Raw genomic sequence first — 19,753 nt, 5'->3', positions numbered from 1 at the left:
GGGCCGCGCGGTGACGGCGCCGGGGACGGCGGCGAGCGGGAAGCGGGGGTCGGTGAGGCCGAGGCGCAGCGCGTGGACGTGGCCCACGAACCGGGCGTCGACCAGGGCGACGCGTTCACCGCAGGGGGTCTCGGCGATCGCCCGTTCCGCCTCGGCGGCGCCCGCGACGGCCTTCACCTCGAACCCCAGGGACCTCAGGTCCGCCTCGATCGACGATCCGGGGACCGGAGAGCCGGTGAGGATGGCGGTCGACAACCGAACTCACTCCCTGAGAGCCGGTGCGTCCCGGCCGTAAATGGCGTATGCCCCGTCCCCGACTCCGGGCGGGCGATATGACGGCAGAGGCTATCGGATACCGGAAGGCTCCCGTTCACTGCCCGTTCAACCTTGCTCAAGACCGTCCACACCGGCCGCGGTCCGGATCATCATCGGTGATCAAGGGGACTTGGGACAAACCGTGGGGACGGCCTGCGCCGCCGGGGCTCCGGCGCGGGCGTCCGGCTTTCTGACCTGCCGTTCGTTTGCGCAGGTCAGAGCACATGACAACGGTGTTCAGTGCCGCGTTGCCGGATACCCCCCACCCGTAGTTCACTGTGGGCCGGACGACCACTAGGGAGGGTGTTTCTCATGGGGGCTGGACACGACCACGGGCACAGCCACGCGCCGGCGGCGGGGACGGTGACCGCCGCCTACGCGGGGCGGCTGCGGATCGCGCTCGGCATCACCCTGGGCGTGATGGTCGTCCAGATCGTCGGCGGGATCACCGCGGACTCGCTGGCGCTGGTCGCGGACGCCGCGCACATGGCGACGGACGCCGTGGGGCTCGGGATGGCGCTGCTGGCGATCCGCTTCGCGGGCCGTCCGCCCAGTACGCACCGCACGTTCGGGCTGGCCCGCGCGGAGATCCTCGCGGCGCTCGCGAACTGTCTGCTGCTGCTCGGGGTCGGCGGGTACGTGCTGTACGAGGCGGTGCAGCGGTTCTTCACGCCGGCGCCGACCGAGGGCGGCCTGATGGTCGTGTACGGCGCGATCGGCCTGGTCGCGAACATGATCTCCCTCACGCTCCTGATGCGCGGCCAAAAGGAGAGCCTGAACGTGCGGGGCGCGTTCCTGGAGGTCGTCGCGGACACGCTGGGGTCGGTGACGGTGCTGGTGTCGGCCGCGGTGATCCTGACGACGGGCTGGCAGGCCGCCGACCCGATCGCGTCGCTGGTGATCGGCCTGATGATCGTCCCGAGGACGCTGAAGCTGCTGCGGGAGACGCTGGACGTGCTCCTGGAGTCCGCGCCGAAGGACGTCGACATGGCGGAGGTCCGCAGCCACATCCTCGCGCTGGACGGCGTGGAGGACGTCCACGACCTGCACGCGTGGACCATCACCTCCGGGCTGCCGGTGCTCTCCGCGCACGTCGTGGTCCGTTCCGAGACCCTCGACGCGGTCGGTCACGAGAAGCTCCTGCACGACCTCCAGGGGTGCCTGGGGCACCACTTCGACGTCGAGCACTGCACGTTCCAGCTGGAGCCGAGCGGGCACGCGGAGCACGAGGCGGGGCTCTGCCACTGAGGGGGACGAGCCCGGCGGTGTGACGATCAGATGTTCGGCCGCGCTCGTGACGGGCCACTCGTCCGGGTTGCTTGTCGCCCCCGAGCCCGGCAGGGGCGGTTCCGGGGCGTCCGAGGCGGGCAAGATCACCCCTCGGGCCCCGCTCCCGGCACGGCCGAGCGCCGGGAGAGCCGGACGTGTACGGCAGACTGGGGGCGCGAGGACCGATGCTAAGGATGGGTATGCCGATCACACCTGCCACCACGACGCACAGCTCACCGAACGGCACCGCGGACCCGATTCTGCTGGAACTGGTCGACGAGGACGGCGTCACGATCGGCACGGCCGAGAAGCTGACGGCGCACCAGGCGCCGGGGCAGTTGCACCGGGCGTTCTCGGTGTTCCTCTTCGACGAACAGGGCCGTCTCCTGCTCCAGCGGCGCGCTCTGGGCAAGTACCACTCCCCCGGCGTGTGGTCCAACACCTGCTGCGGCCACCCCTACCCCGGTGAGGCCCCGTTCGCGGCGGCGGCCCGGCGGACGTTCGAGGAGCTGGGGGTCTCGCCGTCGCTGATGGCGGAGGCGGGGACGGTCCGCTACAACCACCCGGACCCGGCGTCCGGGCTGGTGGAGCAGGAGTTCAACCACCTCTTCGTGGGCCTCGTGCAGTCCCCGCTGCGGCCGGACCCGGAAGAGGTCGGCGACACGGCCTTCGTGACGCCCGGCGAACTCGCCGAGCGGCACGCGAAGGACACGTTCTCCGCCTGGTTCATGACGGTCCTGGACGCCGCCCGCCCGGCCGTCCGCGAGCTGACGGGCGACACGGCGGGCTGGTGAGGCCCCGGCGGGTCCGGCGCCGCTCATGAACAGGCCGGTCAGCCCGCGCGCAAAGGTTTCAGCGGGAGCGCCGCCCAGATGACCTTGCCGCCCGTCGTCGTGTGCTCGACGTCGCACACCCCGCCCGCCTCCCGGGTGACCTCCCGCACGAGCAGCAGTCCCCGGCCGCCGGTCGGGCTGTGGGGGTTCTCCAGGGCGGTCGGGCGGTAGGGGTGGTTGTCCTCGACGGACACCCGCACCCATTCCGCGCCGACGGCCACCTCCACCGCGAGGGTCGGCGACAGCAGCGCCGCGTGTTTCACCGCGTTCGTCACCAGCTCCGACACGATGAGCAGCAGTCCGTCGACGACGTCGTCCACGACGGGCACCCCCTGCCGGTGCAGCAGGTCCCGCACGGCACGCCGCGCCTGCGGGACCGAGGCGTCCACGGCGGGGGCGGTGAACCGCCAGACCCCCTCGTACGGCAGCGGGCCGCCCGCCCCCTCGGTCGTGCTGTCGCCCTCCGGGCGTGGGTCGGGCCCGCGCCCGTGGTCGTCCATTGTCCGGTCGCCGCCTTGGTACTCGGTTGTCACCACACGTCGAGTGTTGGTAACGGCGCCGTCCACTCCGGTTGACTGATCACAAAGAGATCGATATTGATCGTTTCGCGCGTCCCTGGGGAGGCCGGTTTCCGTATGCGATCGGTTCGTTGACCACACGGTTGCCCGAAAACGTCCTTACCGACGGCGGTTAGCATCGCCTTTCATGGAGCCCCGACTGTCCCACCGGGTGGCCGATTCGGTCGCCACCGTCGTCATCGCCCATCCCGCGCGGCGCAACGCCATGACGCTGGACATGTGGCGTGCGCTGCCGCCGCTGCTGACATCGCTGGCGGACGACGCGCGCGTGGGGGCGCTGATACTGACCGGGGAGGGCGGCACGTTCTGCGCGGGCGCCGACATCTCCGAGATGCGGGGGTCGGCCGCCGAGGCGCGGGAGCTGGCGGTGCGGGCGGAGGAGGCCCTCGCCGCGTTCCCCCGGCCGACGCTGGCCGCCGTCCGGGGGCACTGTGTGGGCGGCGGGGCGCAGTTGGCGGGGGCCTGTGATCTGCGGTTCGCCGAGGAGGGGTCGTGGTTCGGGGTGACGCCCGCGAAGCTCGGGCTCGTCTATCCGGCGTCCTCCACCCGGCGGCTGGTGTCCCTCGTGGGGCCGTCGACCGCGAAGTGGCTGCTGTTCTCCGGGGAACTGATCGGCACGGAGCGCGCGCTGCGCACCGGGTTCGTCGACGAGGTGCTCCCCGAAGGGGAACTCGGCAAGCGCGTCGAGGAGTTCACCCGCGTCCTGCTCTCCCGCTCCCGCCTCACCCAGACCGCCGCGAAGGAGTTCGCGGACGGCCGCACCGACCGGGAGGCGTACTGGGAGCGGGAGGAACGCGGGAGCGCCGAGACCGCGGAGGGCATCACCGCGTTCCTGGAGCGGAGGGCGCCGCGGTTCGGCTGGCCGGCGTGAGTCAGCCCGCCTGTGTGTGGCGGGAGAGTTTCCTGAGCTTGTCGACCAGGTGGGCCGGCGCGGTGTGCGGGGAGCCGGCGTCGTAGGGGGGTTCGGGGGCGTACTCCAGGATCAGCTGGGCCTGTTGTGCCTGTTCGTCGCCGGCGATGCGGCCGAGCAGGGTGAGGCCCATGTCGATGCCGGAGGAGACGCCGGCGGCGGTGACGTACTTGCCGTCGAACACGACCCGCTCGTCGACGGGTTCGGCGCCGAAGGTCTTCAGCAGGTCGAGTCCCAGCCAGTGGGTGGTCGCCCGGCGGCCCTCCAGGAGGCCCGCGGCGGCCAGCAGCAGGGAGCCGGTGCACACGGACGTCGTCCAGGTGCTGGTCGCGTCGGCCATGGCCAGCCACTCCAGCAGGTTCTCGTTGTCCATCTGCGCACTCTGGCCGGGGCCTCCCGGGACCAGGACGACGTCGGGGCGGGTGACCTCGGCGAGTGTGCGGTCGGCGGTGATGGCGAGGTGCCCGGTGTTCGCGCGGACCGGACCGGCTTCCTCGGCGACGAAGACGACCTCCACGCCCGGGAGGTGCTCCAGGGGTTCGTAGGGGCCGACCGCGTCGAGGGCGGTGAAGCCGTCGAAGAGGAGGATGGCGATCTGCATGAGGGGGATCCCTTCCTGGGGATTTCGGGATGTTCCGGGCGCGTGAAGAGTGAGGTGGGCCCGGTCGGCGGCGCGTTCGGACGTCAGCCCGCCGGGGTCGGGCGGAAGCGGCGGCGGTACTCCGCCGGGGGTGCGCCGAGGGCTTTCACGAAGGCGCGGCGCATCGCCTCGGGGGTGCCGTAGCCGCTCGCGCGGGAGATCCGGTCGACCGGGTCGGTGGTGTCCTCCAGGAGGCGGCGGGCGTGTTCCAGGCGGACGCGGTCGACGTAGCGGCCGGGGGTGGTGCCGGTCTCGGCGCGGAAGGCGCGGGCGAAATGGCGGGGAGACAGAGCCGCGCGAGCGGCCAGCGCATCGACGGCGAGGTCGTCCGCCGGATGCTCGGAGATCCAGCGCTGGACCTCCCTCAGCGGTTCACGCCGGGCCGTCTGAGCCGTCAACTGGGCGCTGAACTGGGCCTGGTTGCCGGGGCGGCGCAGGAAGACGACGAGGACGCGGGCGATCCCGAGGGCGACGTCCCGGCCGAGGTCCTCCTCGACGAGGGCGAGCGCGAGGTCGATGCCCGAGGTCACGCCCGCAGAGGTGGAGACGGCGCCGTCCCGGACGTAGATCGGCTCCGGGTCGACGTCGATCTCCGGGTGGTCCTCGGCGAGTTGCGCGCAGTATCCCCAGTGGGTGGTCGCGCGGCGGCCGTCCAGGAGCCCGGCCTCCGCCAGGCGGATCGCGCCGGTGCAGACCGACACGATGCGGCGGGCGTGCGGGGCATTCCGGCGGAGCCAGTCGACCAGTTCGGGGGCGTCACCCCTGGTGCCCTGCCCGCCGGGCACCAGGAGGGTGTCGGGGACGGGGGCGGTGGACAGGGCCGTGTCCGGGACGAGGGTGAAGCCGCTGGAGGTGCGTACGGGAGCGCCGTCCAGGGTGGCCGTGACGATCCGGTAGCTGCCGGGGACGAACCCTTCGGCCGCCGCGAAAACCTCCACCGGGCCGGTGACGTCGAGGCTCTGGACGCCGTCGAAGAGGACCACGAGAACGGTGCGCGCTGCCATGTCACCGATTCTTCGCGGCCGTTCGCACGGCCGCAATGACGTTCTTCCCACCTTTTCTGCCACGCCGGTTCCGGTGTCTTTCCCGCGCCATTTCCCGCGCCTTTTCCGCGGCCGGGTCACCGCTGTCAGTGGCACCTGCCACAATTGCGGCGCAAGCTGACGTGGAGAAGGCGGTACGGGTCGTGACCGAAGCAGGGTCCATCGAAGGCAGGATCGCCGAGGAGCTCGGTGTACGGGAGCGGCAGGTCAGAGCGGCCGTGGAGCTGCTCGACGGCGGCTCGACGGTGCCGTTCATCGCCCGCTACCGCAAGGAAGCGACGGAGATGCTCGACGACGCGCAACTGCGCACGCTCGAAGAGCGCCTGCGCTACCTGCGCGAACTGGAGGAGCGGCGCACGGCCGTCCTGGAGTCGGTCCGCGAGCAGGGCAAGCTGACGGCCGAGCTGGAGGCCCGCATCCGGGGCGCCGAGACGAAGGCGCGGCTGGAGGACATCTACCTCCCGTTCAAGCCGAAGCGGCGTACGAAGGCGCAGATCGCGCGGGAGGCCGGCCTCGAACCGCTCGCCGAAGGTCTGCTCGGCGACCCGTCGGTGGACCCGCTGGCCGCCGCCACGGCCTTCGTGGACGCCGACAAGGGCGTCGCCGACCCGCAGGCCGCCCTCGACGGCGCGCGGGCGATCCTCACCGAGCGCTTCTCGGAGGACGCCGACCTGATCGGCGAGGTCCGCGAGCGGATGTGGACGCGCGGACGGCTGGCCGCGAAGGTGCGCACCGGCAAGGAGGAGGCGGGCGCCAAGTTCGCCGACTACTTCGACTTCGCCGAGCCGTTCACGGCCCTGCCCTCGCACCGCATCCTGGCGATGCTGCGCGGCGAGAAGGAGGACGTCCTCGATCTCGTCCTGGAGCCGGAGGAGGTGGCCGAGGGTACAGCCCCGTCGGCGGCATCTTCGTACGAGCCGATCATCGCCTCACGGTTCGGGATCGCCGAGCGGGGCCGCCCCGCCGACAAGTGGCTCCTCGACACGGTCCGCTGGGCCTGGCGCACCCGCATCCTCGTCCACCTCGGCATCGACATCCGGCTGCGCCTGCGCACGGCCGCCGAGGACGAGGCGGTGAACGTGTTCGCCGCCAACCTCCGCGACCTCCTCCTCGCCGCCCCCGCGGGCACCCGCGCGACGCTGGGTCTCGACCCCGGTTTCCGCACGGGCGTGAAGGTCGCCGTCGTCGACGCGACCGGCAAGGTCGTCGCCACCGACGTCATCTATCCGCACGTCCCGGCGAACAAGTGGGACGAGGCGATCGCCAAGCTGTCGCGTCTCGCGAAGGAGCACGCGGTCGAGCTGATCGCCATCGGCAACGGCACGGCGTCCCGCGAGACCGACAAGCTCGCCGGTGAACTCATCACGAAACACCCCGAGTTGAAGCTCACCAAGGTCATGGTCTCCGAGGCCGGCGCCTCCGTGTACTCCGCGTCCGCGTTCGCCTCGCAGGAGCTGCCGGACATGGACGTCTCGCTGCGCGGCGCCGTCTCCATCGCCCGCCGCCTCCAGGACCCGCTCGCCGAGCTGGTGAAGATCGACCCCAAGTCCATCGGCGTCGGCCAGTACCAGCACGACCTCTCCGAGGTGAAGCTCTCCCGCTCCCTCGACGCGGTCGTGGAGGACTGTGTGAACGGCGTCGGCGTCGACGTCAACACGGCGTCCGCGCCGCTGCTCGCCCGCGTCTCCGGGGTGACCTCCACGCTCGCCGAGAACATCGTCTCCCACCGCGACGCCAACGGGCCGTTCCGGTCGCGGACCGAGCTGAAGAAGGTCGCGCGGCTGGGGCCCAAGGCGTACGAGCAGTGCGCGGGGTTCCTGCGGATCCGGGGCGGGGACGATCCGCTGGACTCCTCCAGCGTCCACCCCGAGGCCTATCCCGTCGTCCGGCGGATGGTGAAGACGTCCGGGCAGGAGGTGGCGGCGCTCATCGGTAATTCGGGGGTGCTGCGGTCGTTGCGGGCGGGTGACTTCGTCGATGAGACGTTCGGGTTGCCCACCGTGTCCGACATTCTGCGGGAGTTGGAGAAGCCTGGGCGGGATCCTCGGCCCGCCTTCAAGACCGCCACGTTCAAGGAGGGCGTCGAGAAGATCGGGGATCTGGCGTCCGGGATGGTCCTTGAGGGGGTCGTCACGAATGTCGCCGCGTTCGGGGCGTTCGTGGATGTCGGTGTGCATCAGGACGGGCTGGTGCATGTGTCGGCCATGTCGAGGAACTTCGTCAAGGATCCTCGGGAAGTGGTGAAGCCGGGGGACATCGTCAAGGTGAAGGTGCTCGACGTGGATATTCCCCGGAAGAGGATCGCGTTGACGCTGCGGCTTGAGGACGAGAGTTCAGGGTCCAAGGAGCGACAGCAGCGGGGTGGTGGCGGCGGACGTCCGCCTCAACAGCGGCAGCAGCGGCAGGGGTCGGCGGCTGCGCCTGCCAACAGCGCGATGGCTGATGCGTTGCGGAAGGCCGGGCTGGTGGATCCCAAGAAGGGGAAGCGCTAAAGGTTTGTGGGGAACTGCGGGTCCAGTGTGGCCGGTCGCGCAGTTCCCCGCGCCCCTAAAGAACCTTCACTCGGCCTGCGTCGACCTGCAAGCGGCGTGTCACTTGCACCGCGTCCAGCATCCGTCGGTCGTGCGTGACCAGCAGCAGCGTGCCTTCGTACGCCTCCAGCGCCGATTCCAACTGCTCGATCGCCGGTAGGTCCAAGTGGTTCGTCGGCTCGTCCAGGACCAGGAGGTTGACGCCCTTGCCCTGGAGCAGTGCCAGACCTGCCCTTGTCCGCTCTCCCGGCGAAAGCGTCGCCGCCGGGCGGAGGACGTGGTCCGCTTTCAGGCCGAACTTCGCGAGCAGCGTCCGTACGTCCGCCGGTTCCGTCTCCGGGACCGCCGCGCAGAACGCGTCCAGCAGTGATTCGGGGCCGTAGAAGAGTTTGCGGGCCTGGTCGACCTCGCCCACCAGGACGCCCGAACCCAGGGTCGCGGTGCCGGAGTCCAGCGGGAGGCGGCCCAGCAGCGCGGCCAGCAGTGTCGACTTGCCCGCGCCGTTCGCGCCGGTCACGGCGACGCGGTCCGCCCAGTCGATCTGGAGGGTGACCGGGCCGAACCGGAAGTCGCCGAGGCGCACTTGGGCGTCGCGCAGGGACGCCACCACCGCACCCGAGCGCGGTGCGGCGGCGATCTCCATGCGGAGTTCCCACTCCTTGCGGGGTTCCTCGACGACGTCGAGGCGTTCGATCATGCGCTGGGTCTGGCGGGCCTTCGCGGCCTGTTTCTCACTGGCCTCGCTGCGGAACTTGCGGCCGATCTTGTCGTTGTCGTTGTTCGCCTTGCGGCGGGCGTTCTTGACGCCCTTGTCCATCCAGGAGCGCTGCATCTGGGCGCGGTCCTGGAGGGCGGCGCGTTTGTCGGCGTACTCCTCGTAGTCGTCGCGGGCGTGCCGGCGGGCGGTGGCGCGTTCTTCGAGGTAGGCGTCGTAGCCGCCGCCGTACAGGTTGATCCGGCCCTGCGCGAGGTCGAGTTCGAGGACCTTGGTGACCGTGCGGGTGAGGAACTCGCGGTCGTGGCTGACGACGACCGTGCCGGCGCGCAGGCCGGTGACGAAGCGTTCGAGGCGCTCCAGGCCGTCGAGGTCGAGGTCGTTGGTGGGCTCGTCGAGGAGGAAGACGTCGTAGCGGGACAGCAGCAGGGAGGCGAGGCCCGCGCGGGCGGCCTGGCCGCCGGACAGGGACGTCATCGGCTGGTCGAGGCCGACCGTGAGGCCGAGGGAGGCGGCGGTCTCCTCGGCGCGTTCGTCGAGGTCGGCGCCGCCGAGGTCGAGCCAGCGCTCCAGGTGCAGGGAGTAGGCGTCGTCCGCGCCGGGGACGCCGTCGGCGAGACCCTGTGCGGACTCGTCCATCAGGCGCTGCGCCTCGGCGACGCCGGTCCTGCGGGCCAGGAACTCGCGGATCGTCTCGCCGGGGCGGCGTTCGGGTTCCTGCGGGAGGTGGCCGACGGTCGCGGTCGGCGGGGAGAGCTTGAGGTCGCCCTCCTCCGGTGCGGTCAGTCCGGCGAGCAGTCTCAGCAGCGTGGACTTGCCCGCGCCGTTGGCCCCGACCAGGCCGATCACGTCCCCGGGGGCCACGACGAGGTCGAGTCCGGAGAAGAGGGAGCGGTCGCCGTGGCCGGCGGCGAGGTTCTTGGCGACGAGGGTGGCGGTCACAGAGGGTAGATCATAGGGCCTGTCGTCACATTCCCGTCTGCCGGGAGGGGGCTGGCACGCACATCTGCGGCGTTGTCGTCAGTCGCCGACGCGCCGCGTCGACTCCCTCCTCCGCCTTGCAGCTGCACGCACCAGACCCCTCCCGGCCCGCCCTCCGGGCGGACGACGGGAATGTGACGACAGGCCCTAGCGGGAGTTCGGAGGCGGGCCGCCGTGGGGAGGTTCGGGGGATGGAGCGTGACGTGGTGGTCGTCGGGGGCGGGGTCGTCGGGCTGACGACCGGGGTGGTGCTGGCCGAGCGGGGGTGGCGGGTGCGGGTGTGGACGCGGGACGACGTGACGGGGACGACGTCGGCGGTCGCGGGGGCGCTGTGGTGGCCGTATCACATCGAGCCCCAAGTGTCCGCGCGCGCTTGGGCGTTGGAGTCCCTCGCCGTGTACCGGGAGCTGGCGGCGCGCGGGGAGGGCGGGGTGCGGATGGCCGAGGGGGTGCTCGGGAAGACGTCCCTCGCGGAGGTGGGGTGGCTGGCCGGGGCGGCGCTGGGGCTGCGGGAGTCGACGCCGGACGAGTATCCGGTGGGGGCGGGGCTCTGGGCGCGGCTGCCGTTGGTCGACATGGCGGTGTATCTGCCGTGGCTGCGGGGGCGGTTGGAGCGGGCGGGCGGGGCGGTCGAGGTGCGTGCGGTGGCCGGTCTCGCGGAGGCGGACGCGCCGGTGGTGGTGAACTGTGCCGGTCTGGGGGCGCGGGAGCTGGTCGGCGATCTGGAAGTGCGGTCGGTCCGTGGGCAGTTGGTGGTCGTCGAGAACCCCGGGGTCGAGCACTGGGTGGTGTCCGACGGCTCGGACGGTTCCCTCACGTATCTGTTTCCCCAGCCCGGCCGGCTGCTCCTGGGCGGTACGGCCGAGGAGGGCGTCTGGTCCCTCACGCCGGATCCGGCGGTCGCGGAGGCGATCGTCCGCAGGTGCGCGGCGCTGCGGCCCGAGGTCGCGGGGGCGCGGGTGCTGGGGCATCGGGTGGGGCTCAGGCCTGCTCGGCGGGTGGTGCGGCTGGAGCGGGAGGTGCGCGGGGACGGGCGGGTGGTGGTGCATCACTACGGGCACGGGGGTGCGGGGGTGACGGTGGCGTGGGGGTGCGCTCGGGAGGCTGCGGGGCTGGTGGAGGGGGTGTGAGCGGGGGCGGCGCCGCAGGTGGGTTCTGCGGCGCCGTCCGGGCTCGGGGGGGGTCGTGCGGGGTGGCGCTGGGCGGGCCGGGTGTGTCGTACCCGGTAGCGACGGCCGCCGGTGGGCATCCGCGCCCCGCCCTCGGTCACGGCACCCGCTGTGCCTCCGGCACCGGGCCCACGCCGACGAGCGGGGCGATCGTCTTCGGCTCGATGCCCGGTGTGCCCGAGGTGGCGCGGGCGAAGGCCGGGGCGCCGCCGACGAGGGGGACGTTCGCCGAGGTGCGGGCGAGGTCGAGGGTGAGGGTGGGGGTGTCGGCGGGGGGTTCGACGAGGTTGTGGTCGGTGCCGGCGACGATCAGGGCGAGGCGGTGGCCCTTCGGGATCACGTGGTCGGTGGCGCCGAGCGCGATCGTGAGGGTGTAGCGCTTGCCCGGGGTGAGCGGGACGCCGTGCCGGGGGTCGGCGGAGGTGCCGAGATCGGCCCAGCCCCGGCTGACGACGTTGTAGTCCACAGCCTTCGTGTTCGCGGCCGTCACCTTGAAGCAGGCGCTGTCGCCGGACGTGCTCGCGCCCCAGCAGGTGCGGTCGGTGAGCGTCTTGATGCCCTCGCCGGACGCCGCGTAGTCGCGGATGGTGTCCGGGCCGAGGTCGACGAGGACGGCGGAGAGGTGGGCCGTCGGCTTCGTGGGCGTCGCGGTGACGGTGACCGTCGGGGAGCCGGCGAGGCGCAGCGCGCGGGTGAGGGGGCCGGTGGTGAAGCCGGCCTTCTCCGGGGTCGCGGTGTCGATCTTCGCGGACCAGTCGGTCTCGTCCAGCGCGGGGTTGTCGGTGAACTTCGCCGTGCCGGTGCCCTTGCGCAGGCCGAGGGCGCCGACACCCGGCTTCGCGCCGGTCGCGGGGCGCAGGGTCGTGGTCTGCGTGCCGGACGGGGGCCAGGCGCGGGAGGTCTCCCACTGGTCGGGGTGGCGTTCGACGTCGGCCATCGGCTCGCGGTCGATGCCGTTGTCGTAGCCGAGGAGTTCGTGGTCGAACCAGCGGTGCGCAGTGTCGACCCAGGCTCCGCGGCGGAAGTCGAAGGGGTCGACGTGGCCGGTCTGGGAGAGCCAGATCTTGCGCTTCACGCCGTGCTTCGCGAGGGCGTTCCACCACTGGCCGAGGTGGTTCGTGCGGACGTTGAGGTCCTGCATGCCGTGCACGGCGAAGACGCTGGCCTTCACCTTGCCGGCGTCCTTGACGTAGTCCCGGCCGGTCCACAGGGGGGTCCAGTCGCCGGTGCGGGGTGCGCCGTTCTTGAGCTTCTGCTGCACGGCGGCGCACTTGGTGCGGGCGTCCGGGCTGTCGACGGCGTCGGCGAGGTCGTCGGGGCCGCCGTCGTAGAGGGGGGCGCCCTGCTGGAAGTAGTAGTCGTACCAGGAGGAGATCGCGCTGATCGGGACGATCGTCTTGAGGCCCTTGACGCCGGTCGCCGCGACCCCGTTGGCGATCGTGCCGTCCCAGCTCTTGCCGATCATGCCGGTGCGGCCGTTCGTCCAGTCGGCCTTCGCGGGGGTGGTGCCCGTGCGGGTCGTGTACGCCTTGGCGCGGCCGTTGAGCCAGTCGACGACGGCCTTCGCGGAGCCGATGTCCGAGGGGCCGCCGATGTCGACGCAGCCGTCGGAGCGGTTCGTGCCGGCGAGGTCGACGCCGACGAACGCGTAACCGCGCGGCACGAAGTAGTTGTCGTAGAACAGCGGCATCTGGACGACGTCGCCGTGCTCGTCGTACGTCTTGAGCTGGCTCTCGTTGCCCCGGCCGCAGCAGGAGTAGTAGGGACTCGCGTCCATGATCACCGGGATCTTGCGGCCCTGCTCGGCGAGTTCCCTCGGGCGGACGATGTCGACGGCGACCCGGTCCTTCTTGCCGTCGCCATCACCGTCGAGGCCGGTGTCGACCCAGACGGACTGGCGTATCGCCCGGTCGTAGGAGTAGATCGGGAGGCTCTCCCGGTTGCCCGCCTGCGCCGCGGTGGGGGTGAGGAGCGAGGCCGCCAGCAGGGTGAGGGTGGTGGCCGCGAGGGGTCTCCAGGTCATGGAGCGCTTGCGTAGAGACATGCGCGGGACGCTACCTCGCCCAACTCGTGGGCAGAAGGGGGCCCTTGTGAAGAGGGTGCCCGGGGTCACGGGGCGGCTGCCGTGGGGGCCCGGGCTTCGGTCGCGGGGACCGCGTACGCTCCCGCGAAGGCGCCGTGTCGCGCAGGTCGGGGTGGCGTGGAGGAGGCCCGCCGCGCAGGTGTCGCCCGCGCCGTGGGAGTCGACGACCGGGGCGGGTGGGACGGCCGGCGGTACGTGCGTCGGCTCGCCGTCCGTGAGGAGGTGCGCGGGGATCACGGTGCCGGCTCCGCCGAGGACGAGGACGTCGATGTCCTTGGTCGACTCCGGTCCTCCCCGTGGTCGTACACCGTCACCGCGACCCCCTCGGCCGCCAGCCGCTGCGCTATGAGCGGCTCCACCCGGGACCACGTGCCTCCCGCCAGCCCGCAGCCGATGCGCGGCATGTGGACCGACGCCCCCAGCTCCCGCACCTGGGGCGCCAGGCGTTCCAGGGCCGCGTCGATCGCCTCGTACCGGACCGGGACCCCCTTGCTGCCGGTCCGTGTCCCCCGCTGGCCGATCATGTTCGCGACCCAGAGATACCGCTCCACCTGGACCAGTTGCACCGCGCCCAGCCCGAAGTCGTTCTTCGCGCGGCCCCTGTGCCAGGCCCGGTACGCCGCCTCCGGCTCCGGCCAGCGGCGGGAGAGGGCGAGGACGAAGCCCTTGCCCCAGCCGCCGCTGTCGTTGCAGACGTGGGCGATCACCTTGACGCCTTTCACCGACGGTGTGGTGGCGTCACCCCTCGTGTACGTGATCTCCGACATGCCGCAACCGTAGAGGGCGCCACTGACAATCGCCCTGACCTGCTACTTCGTCAGGTCGGTCAGCTCTTTGGCGTTGGTGCGGCGCAGTGCGTACCAGCCGCCGACCAGCGCGAGGGCGATGACGGGGATCAGCAGGATCGTCTTGCGGCCGACCTCGGGGTCGTTCCACATCATGCCGAGGCAGACGAGGAGGAAGGCGATGGTGGCGATCTCGGTGACGGGGCTGCCGGGGAGGCGGAAGTGGGGGCGCTCGACGAGGCCCGCGCGGGCGCGGCGGACGAAGACGAGGTGGCAGACCATGATGATCACCCAGGTGCTGATGATCCCGAGGGAGGCGATGTTGAGGACGATCTCGAACGCCTGGCTCGGGACGAGGAAGTTCAGGCCGACGCCGAGGACGCAGACGGCGCAGGTCAGCAGGATGCCGCCGTAGGGGACCTGGCTGCGGTTCATGCGGGCGGTGAACTTCGGTGCGGAGCCGGCCATGGCCATGGAGCGCAGGATGCGGCCGGTGGAGTACAGGCCGGAGTTCAGGGACGACATGGCGGCCGTGAGGACGACCAGGTTCATGACGTCGCCCGCGCCGGAGACGCCGATCTTGGAGAGGACCGTCACGAAGGGGCTCTCGTCCGCCGAGTAGACCGAGCCCGGCAGCAGGAGGGCGAGCAGGACGACCGAGCCGACGTAGAAGAGGCCCACGCGCCACATGATCGAGTTCACCGCGCGCGGGACGACCTTCTCCGGCTCGGCGGTCTCGCCCGCGGCGACGCCGACGAGTTCGAGGGCGGCGTACGCGAAGATGACGCCCTGCATGACGAGGACGACGGGCATGAGGCCGTGCGGGAAGACACCGCCGTTGTCGGTGACGACGTGCAGACCGGGGGTCCGGCCGTCCACCTTGTGCTGCGTGGCGAGCAGGAAGACGCCGACGAACATGAACGCGACGAGGGTGGCGACCTTGACGATCGCGAACCAGAACTCCATCTCCCCGAAGATCTTCACGGAGATCAGGTTGATCGCGAGGACGACCGCGAGGGCGATCAGGGCGAGCACCCACTGGGGGATGCTCGTGAACGCGCTCCAGTAGTGCGTGTAGAGGGCGATCGCGGTGATGTCGGCGATCCCGGTGGTCGACCAGTTCAGGAAGTACATCCAGCCGGCGACGTACGCGCCCTTCTCGCCGAGGAACTCGCGCGCGTACGACACGAAGGACCCGGAGGAGGGCCGGTACAGGACCAGCTCGCCGAGCGCGCGGACGACGAAGAAGGCGAAGACGCCGCAGACCAGGTAGGCCAGCGCGAGCGCCGGACCGGCGTTGTGCAGGCGCCCTCCCGCGCCCAGGAAGAGGCCGGTGCCGATGGCTCCGCCGATCGCGATCATGTTGACGTGGCGGTGCTTGAGGCCCTTGCTGTACCCGGCGTCGCCCGCGTCGGCGGGGGTCTGGGCGGCGGCGTCGGCCGCGGCCGTCTGCACGGCGTCCTTGCTCACGGTGGTTCCACTCTCTGGTGCGCCCTCGCGGTTGCCGCGCGGGTGTCCGGACGTGCGTCGGCCCGTGCCACCGGACGGAAGGCACAGGCCAGCGGCTCACCTTCCCCGATCAGGGGCCGATACGCGGTGACGCACGCCACAAAGCGGAACTTGTCACAGAAAAAGGTGTCGAAGGGATGAAGGGGATGTCATCGGTCGGTGAAGGTCTCCCCCTTCTCGGCCTTCTCGACGAGCAGCGCGGGCGGCGTGAAGCGGTCGCCGTAGGCGGCGGCGAGTTCCCGCGCACGGGCGACGAAGCCGGGGAGGCCGCCGTCGTAGCCGTTGATGTACTGGAGGACGCCGCCGGTCCAGCCGGGGAAGCCGATGCCGAAGAGGGAGCCGATGTTGGCGTCGGCGACGGACGTGAGGACGCCCTCCTCGACGAGGCGGACGGTGTCGAGGGCCTCGGCGAACAGCATGCGTTCCTGCATGTCCCGGAAGGGGATCTCGGCGCCCGCGCGCGTGAAGTGCTCGCGCAGTCCGGGCCACAGGGACGTGCGCCTGCCGGTCTCGTCGTAGTCGTAGAACCCGGCGCCGCCCGCGCGGCCCTCGCGGCCGAACTCGTCGACCATGCGGTCGACGACGGCCTCGGCGGGGTGCGCGGTCCAGGTGCCGCCCGCCTCCTCGGCGGCCCGCTTCGACTCGGCGCGGATCCTGCGCGGGAGGGTGAGGGTCAGTTCGTCCATCAGGGAGAGCACCTTCGCCGGGTAGCCCGCCTGCGCGGCGGCCTGCTCGACCGACGCGGGTTCGATGCCCTCGCCGACCATCGCCACGCCCTCGTTGAGGAACTGTCCGATGACCCGTGAGGTGAAGAAGCCGCGCGAGTCGCCGACGACGATCGGGGTCTTGCGGATCTGCCGGACGAGGTCGAAGGCGCGCGCGAGCGCCTCCTCGCCGGTCCGCTCGCCCTTGATGATCTCGACGAGGGGCATCTTGTCGACCGGCGAGAAGAAGTGCAGTCCGATGAAGTCGCTCTGCCGCTCGACGCCCTCGGCGAGGGCGGTGATGGGGAGCGTCGAGGTGTTGGAGCACAGGAGCGCGTCGGGGGCGACGACGTGCTGGATCTCCTGGAACACCTTGTGCTTCAGGGCGGCGTCCTCGAAGACGGCCTCGATGACCGCGTCGCAGCCCGCGAGGTCGGCGGGGTCGGCCGTGGGGGTGATGCGGGCGAGCAGCGCGTCGGCCTTCTCCTGCGGCATCCGGCCCTTGGCGACGGCCTTCGCGCACAGCTTCTCGGAGTACGCCCTGCCCTTGGCGGCGGCCTCGGGGGTGACGTCCTTGAGGACGACGTCGATCCCGGCGCGCGCGCACGCGTAGGCGATGCCGGCGCCCATCATCCCGGCGCCGAGGACGGCCGCCCGGCGGACCTGGCGGGGTTCGATCCCCTGAGGGCGGCTGGCGCCGGAGTTGACGGCCTGGAGGTCGAAGAAGAACGCCTGGATCATGTTCTTCGAGATCTGCCCGGCGGCCAGTTCGGTGAAGTAGCGGGCCTCGATGACCTGCGCGGTCTCGAAGTCGACCTGCGCGCCCTCGACGGCGGCGGCGAGGATGCGGCGCGGCGCCGGGTAGGGGGCGTTCGCGGTCTGCTTGCGCAGGGTCGCCGGGAAGGCCGGGAGGTTGACGGCGAACCTGGGGTTCGCCGGGGTGCCGCCGGGGATGCGGTAGCCGGGCCTGTCCCAGGGCTGACGGGACTCCGGGTTGGCGTCGATGAACACGCGCGCCTTGGCGATGAGTTCGTCGCGGGTGGCGGCCGTGTCGTCGATCAGGCCGTTCTGGAGGGCTCTGGCCGGGCTGTACTGGGTGCCCTGGAGGAGGACCTTCAGGAGAGCGTCGGCGATGCCGAGGAGGCGGACCGTGCGCACCACGCCGCCGCCCCCGGGGAGCAGACCGAGGGTGACCTCGGGGCAGCCGATCTTCGTGCCGGGGGTGTCGAGGGCGATGCGGTGGTGGCAGGCGAGGGCGAGTTCGTAGCCGCCGCCGAGGGCCGCGCCGTTGAGCGCGGCGACGACCGGTTTGCCGAGGGTCTCGATGCGGCGCAGGTTGCGCTTGATCTCCAGGCCACCGTCGAAGAGTTCCCGCGCGGTGTCCGGGGTGACCCGGATGAGGTCGCGCAGGTCGCCGCCGGCGAGGAACGTCTTCTTCGCGGAGGTGATGATGACGCCCTTGACCGTGTCCTTCTCGGCCTCCAGGCGCGCGGTGACCGCGGCGAGGGAGGCGCGGAAGGCGGCGTTCATGGTGTTGGCGGACTGGTCCGGGTCGTCGAGGACGAGCGTGACGACGCCCGCGCGGTCCTGTTCCCAGCGGATGGTCGTGGAGTTCATGGAGGGTGCCTTCTCGGTGATCCGTCGGGAGGGGGTCAGACGCGCTCGACGACGGTGGCGATGCCCATGCCGCCGCCCACGCACAGGGTCGCGAGGCCGTAGCGCTTGTCCTGGCGCTCCAGTTCGTCGACGAGGGTGCCGAGGATCATCGCGCCGGTCGCGCCGAGCGGATGGCCCAGCGCGATCGCCCCGCCGTTGACGTTGATCCGGTCCAGGGACAGGCCCATGTCCCTGGCGAAGCGCAGGACGACGGCCGCGAACGCCTCGTTGATCTCGACGAGGTCGATGTCGTCGATGGTCAGGCCCGCCTTGGCGAGGGCCTTGCGGGTGGCGGGCGCGGGGCCGGTGAGCATGATGGTCGGCTCGGAGCCGGAGACGGCGGCGGAGACGATCCGCGCGCGGGGCGTGAGGCCGTACCGCTCGCCGACCTCCCGGGAGCCGATCGCGACGAGGGAGGCGCCGTCGACGATGCCGGAGGAGTTGCCCGCGTGGTGGACGTGGTCGATCTTCTCGACCCAGTGGTACTTCTGGAGCGCGACGGCGTCGAAGCCGCCGAGTTCGCCGATGTCCGCGAAGGACGGCTTGAGCCGGGCGAGGGAGTCGGCCGTGGTGCCGGGGCGGGGGTGCTCGTCGTGGCCGAGGACGGTGAGGCCCGCGCGGTCGACGACCGGGACGATCGCCCGCTCGAAACGGCCCTCCTTCAGGGCGGTCGCGGCGCGCTCCTGGGAGAGGGCGGCGTACTCGTCGACGTCACGCCGGGTGAAGCCCTCGATCGTGGCGATGAGGTCGGCGCCGATGCCCTGGGGCACGAAGTTCACGGCCAGGTTCGTCATCGGGTCGTTGAACCAGGCGCCGCCGTCGGAGCCCATCGGGACCCGGGACATCGACTCGACGCCGCCCGCGAGGACGAGGTCCTCCCAGCCGGAACGGATCTTGGCGGCGGCCGAGTTGACGGCTTCGAGGCCGGAGGCACAGAAGCGGTTCTCCTGGACGCCGGCGACCGTGTCGGGCAGGCCGGCGGCGATCGCCGCGATCCGCGCGATGTCGGAACCCTGGTCGCCGTGCGGGCCGACGACGCCGAGCACGATGTCGTCGATCGCCGCCGGGTCGAGGCTCGGCAGCCGCTCCTGGAGGGCGTGCAGGAGGCCGGTGACGAGGTCGATCGGTTTCGTGCCGTGCAGGGCGCCGTCGGCCTTGCCGCGTCCGCGCGGGGTGCGGATCGCGTCGTACACGTACGCTTCGGTGCTCACGGGGTGGGCCTTTCGGGCTTCGGTGCTTCGAGGTGGGTGGGCCGGGGCGGGTCAGTCGGTCGTGAGGCCGGGTATGCCCCAGTCGCGGGCGACGTCCGCCGTGTCGGCGCCGGGGCGGGGCGGGGCCGAGCGGATCGTGGCCGGGGTCGCGGAGAAGCGCGGTGCGGGGGCGGGCTGGGTGAGGCCGGCGTGGTCGGTGAAGGTGCCGCGCGCGGCGAGGTGCGGGTGGTGCGGGGCCTCGCGCAGGGTGAGCACGGGCGCCACGCACGCGTCGGTGCCCTCGAAGACGGCCGTCCACTCGTCCCGTGTGCGGGACCTGAAGCGGGCGGCGGTGGCCTCGCGCAGGGCGGGCCAGCGGGCCGGGTCCTTGCGGGCGTCCGCGAAGCCGTCGAGGCCGAGGAGGGCCGTGAACTCGGCGTAGAACTGCGGCTCCAGGGCGCCGACGGCCATGTGCCCGCCGTCGGCCGTCTCGTACGTGCCGTAGTACGGGCAGCCGCCGTCCAGGAGGTTCGCCGCGCGCCGGTCCTGCCAGCCGCCGGCCGCGAGCATGCCGTGCAGCATCGCCGTCAGGTGCGCGGTGCCGTCGACGATGGCCGCGTCGACGACCTGTCCGGTGCCTGTCGCGCGCGCGTGGTGGAGGGCGGCGAGGACGCCGACGACGAGGTAGAGCGAGCCGCCCGCGTAGTCCCCCAGGAGGATCGCAGGGGCGGCCGTCCCGTCCAACTCCCGTACCGGGGCGTCGAAATGGACCGGGCAGCCCGCCCTGTCCAGCAGGGCCAGGAGGTCACGGACGAGGAACTGCTGCGGATACACCCAGTGCC

Annotated in this window: 15 protein-coding genes and 1 pseudogene; 5 read left to right on the top strand and 11 right to left on the bottom strand. The window is 71.8% G+C overall.

The annotated features are described in order from the left end of the window. Positions 1-255, bottom strand: a pseudogene (locus ACVNF4_RS17455) (CDP-alcohol phosphatidyltransferase family protein); the annotation flags it as partial. Between the two features lie 372 nt (positions 256-627). Here ACVNF4_RS17455 and ACVNF4_RS17450 point away from each other — a divergent pair. Then, positions 628-1,563 carry a cation diffusion facilitator family transporter gene (locus tag ACVNF4_RS17450; protein ID WP_461803742.1) on the top strand — a complete coding sequence of 312 codons (936 nt, stop codon included), beginning with the start codon at positions 628-630 and terminating at the stop codon, positions 1,561-1,563. Positions 1,564-1,784: 221 nt separating this feature from the next. Beyond that, the gene (gene idi / locus ACVNF4_RS17445; protein ID WP_461803741.1) at positions 1,785-2,378 is read left to right on the top strand and encodes an isopentenyl-diphosphate Delta-isomerase; all 594 of its coding nucleotides are present in this window, start codon (positions 1,785-1,787) and stop codon (positions 2,376-2,378) included. Positions 2,379-2,416: 38 nt separating this feature from the next. On the opposite strand, the gene ACVNF4_RS17440 is transcribed toward idi, so the two are convergent. After that, entirely contained in the window at positions 2,417-2,917 is a 501-nt protein-coding gene (locus ACVNF4_RS17440) for an ATP-binding protein (protein ID WP_461803740.1), read from the bottom strand. Between the two features lie 205 nt (positions 2,918-3,122). Between ACVNF4_RS17440 and ACVNF4_RS17435 the strand changes: the two genes are divergently transcribed. Then, the gene (locus ACVNF4_RS17435; protein ID WP_461803739.1) at positions 3,123-3,866 is read left to right on the top strand and encodes an enoyl-CoA hydratase/isomerase family protein; all 744 of its coding nucleotides are present in this window, start codon (positions 3,123-3,125) and stop codon (positions 3,864-3,866) included. Between the two features lies 1 nt (position 3,867). Here the strand turns inward: ACVNF4_RS17435 and ACVNF4_RS17430 are convergent, their stop codons facing one another. Beyond that, positions 3,868-4,506: a DJ-1/PfpI family protein gene (locus tag ACVNF4_RS17430; RefSeq protein WP_461803738.1), complete on the bottom strand. Its 639-nt coding sequence runs from the start codon at positions 4,504-4,506 to the stop codon at positions 3,868-3,870. An 83-nt stretch (positions 4,507-4,589) separates the two neighbouring features. After that, positions 4,590-5,549: a GlxA family transcriptional regulator gene (locus ACVNF4_RS17425; protein ID WP_461803737.1), complete on the bottom strand. Its 960-nt coding sequence runs from the start codon at positions 5,547-5,549 to the stop codon at positions 4,590-4,592. 182 nt (positions 5,550-5,731) lie between these two features. On the opposite strand from ACVNF4_RS17425, the gene ACVNF4_RS17420 reads away from it, so the two are divergent. Further along, positions 5,732-8,080, top strand: coding sequence for a Tex family protein (locus ACVNF4_RS17420; RefSeq protein WP_461803736.1), 2,349 nt, complete (start codon positions 5,732-5,734; stop codon positions 8,078-8,080). A gap of 55 nt (positions 8,081-8,135) precedes the next feature. Here the strand turns inward: ACVNF4_RS17420 and ACVNF4_RS17415 are convergent, their stop codons facing one another. Next, positions 8,136-9,776 (bottom strand): ABC-F family ATP-binding cassette domain-containing protein, encoded by a 1,641-nt coding sequence (locus tag ACVNF4_RS17415; protein WP_461803735.1) that lies wholly within the window; start codon positions 9,774-9,776, stop codon positions 8,136-8,138. 230 nt (positions 9,777-10,006) lie between these two features. Here ACVNF4_RS17415 and ACVNF4_RS17410 point away from each other — a divergent pair, with 230 nt between their 5' ends. Next, entirely contained in the window at positions 10,007-10,945 is a 939-nt protein-coding gene (locus tag ACVNF4_RS17410) for an FAD-dependent oxidoreductase (RefSeq protein WP_461803734.1), read from the top strand. Positions 10,946-11,081: 136 nt separating this feature from the next. On the opposite strand, the gene ACVNF4_RS17405 is transcribed toward ACVNF4_RS17410, so the two are convergent. The 6 genes from ACVNF4_RS17405 to ACVNF4_RS17380 form a co-directional block, all read right to left on the bottom strand. Then, positions 11,082-13,028, bottom strand: a complete 1,947-nt coding sequence (locus ACVNF4_RS17405; protein ID WP_461803733.1) for a Xaa-Pro dipeptidyl-peptidase — start codon at positions 13,026-13,028, stop codon at positions 11,082-11,084. 272 nt (positions 13,029-13,300) lie between these two features. After that, positions 13,301-13,834: a macro domain-containing protein gene (locus ACVNF4_RS17400; protein ID WP_461803732.1), complete on the bottom strand. Its 534-nt coding sequence runs from the start codon at positions 13,832-13,834 to the stop codon at positions 13,301-13,303. Between the two features lie 42 nt (positions 13,835-13,876). After that, positions 13,877-15,322, bottom strand: a complete 1,446-nt coding sequence (locus ACVNF4_RS17395; protein ID WP_461803731.1) for an amino acid permease — start codon at positions 15,320-15,322, stop codon at positions 13,877-13,879. A gap of 188 nt (positions 15,323-15,510) precedes the next feature. Next, positions 15,511-17,682 carry a 3-hydroxyacyl-CoA dehydrogenase NAD-binding domain-containing protein gene (locus tag ACVNF4_RS17390; RefSeq protein WP_461803730.1) on the bottom strand — a complete coding sequence of 724 codons (2,172 nt, stop codon included), beginning with the start codon at positions 17,680-17,682 and terminating at the stop codon, positions 15,511-15,513. A 35-nt stretch (positions 17,683-17,717) separates the two neighbouring features. Further along, on the bottom strand, positions 17,718-18,932 hold the full coding sequence (locus tag ACVNF4_RS17385) for an acetyl-CoA C-acetyltransferase (RefSeq protein ID WP_461803729.1): 1,215 nt from the start codon (positions 18,930-18,932) through the stop codon (positions 17,718-17,720). A gap of 51 nt (positions 18,933-18,983) precedes the next feature. Next, positions 18,984-19,753 (bottom strand): CoA transferase (locus ACVNF4_RS17380; RefSeq protein WP_461803728.1); only part of this gene is annotated, 770 nt, incomplete at its 5' end.

The sequence above is a fragment of the Streptomyces sp. S6 genome (assembly GCF_054880855.1).
The sequence above is the reverse complement of the archived record's forward strand: the minus strand, read 5'-3'. Positions and strand labels throughout refer to the sequence as shown.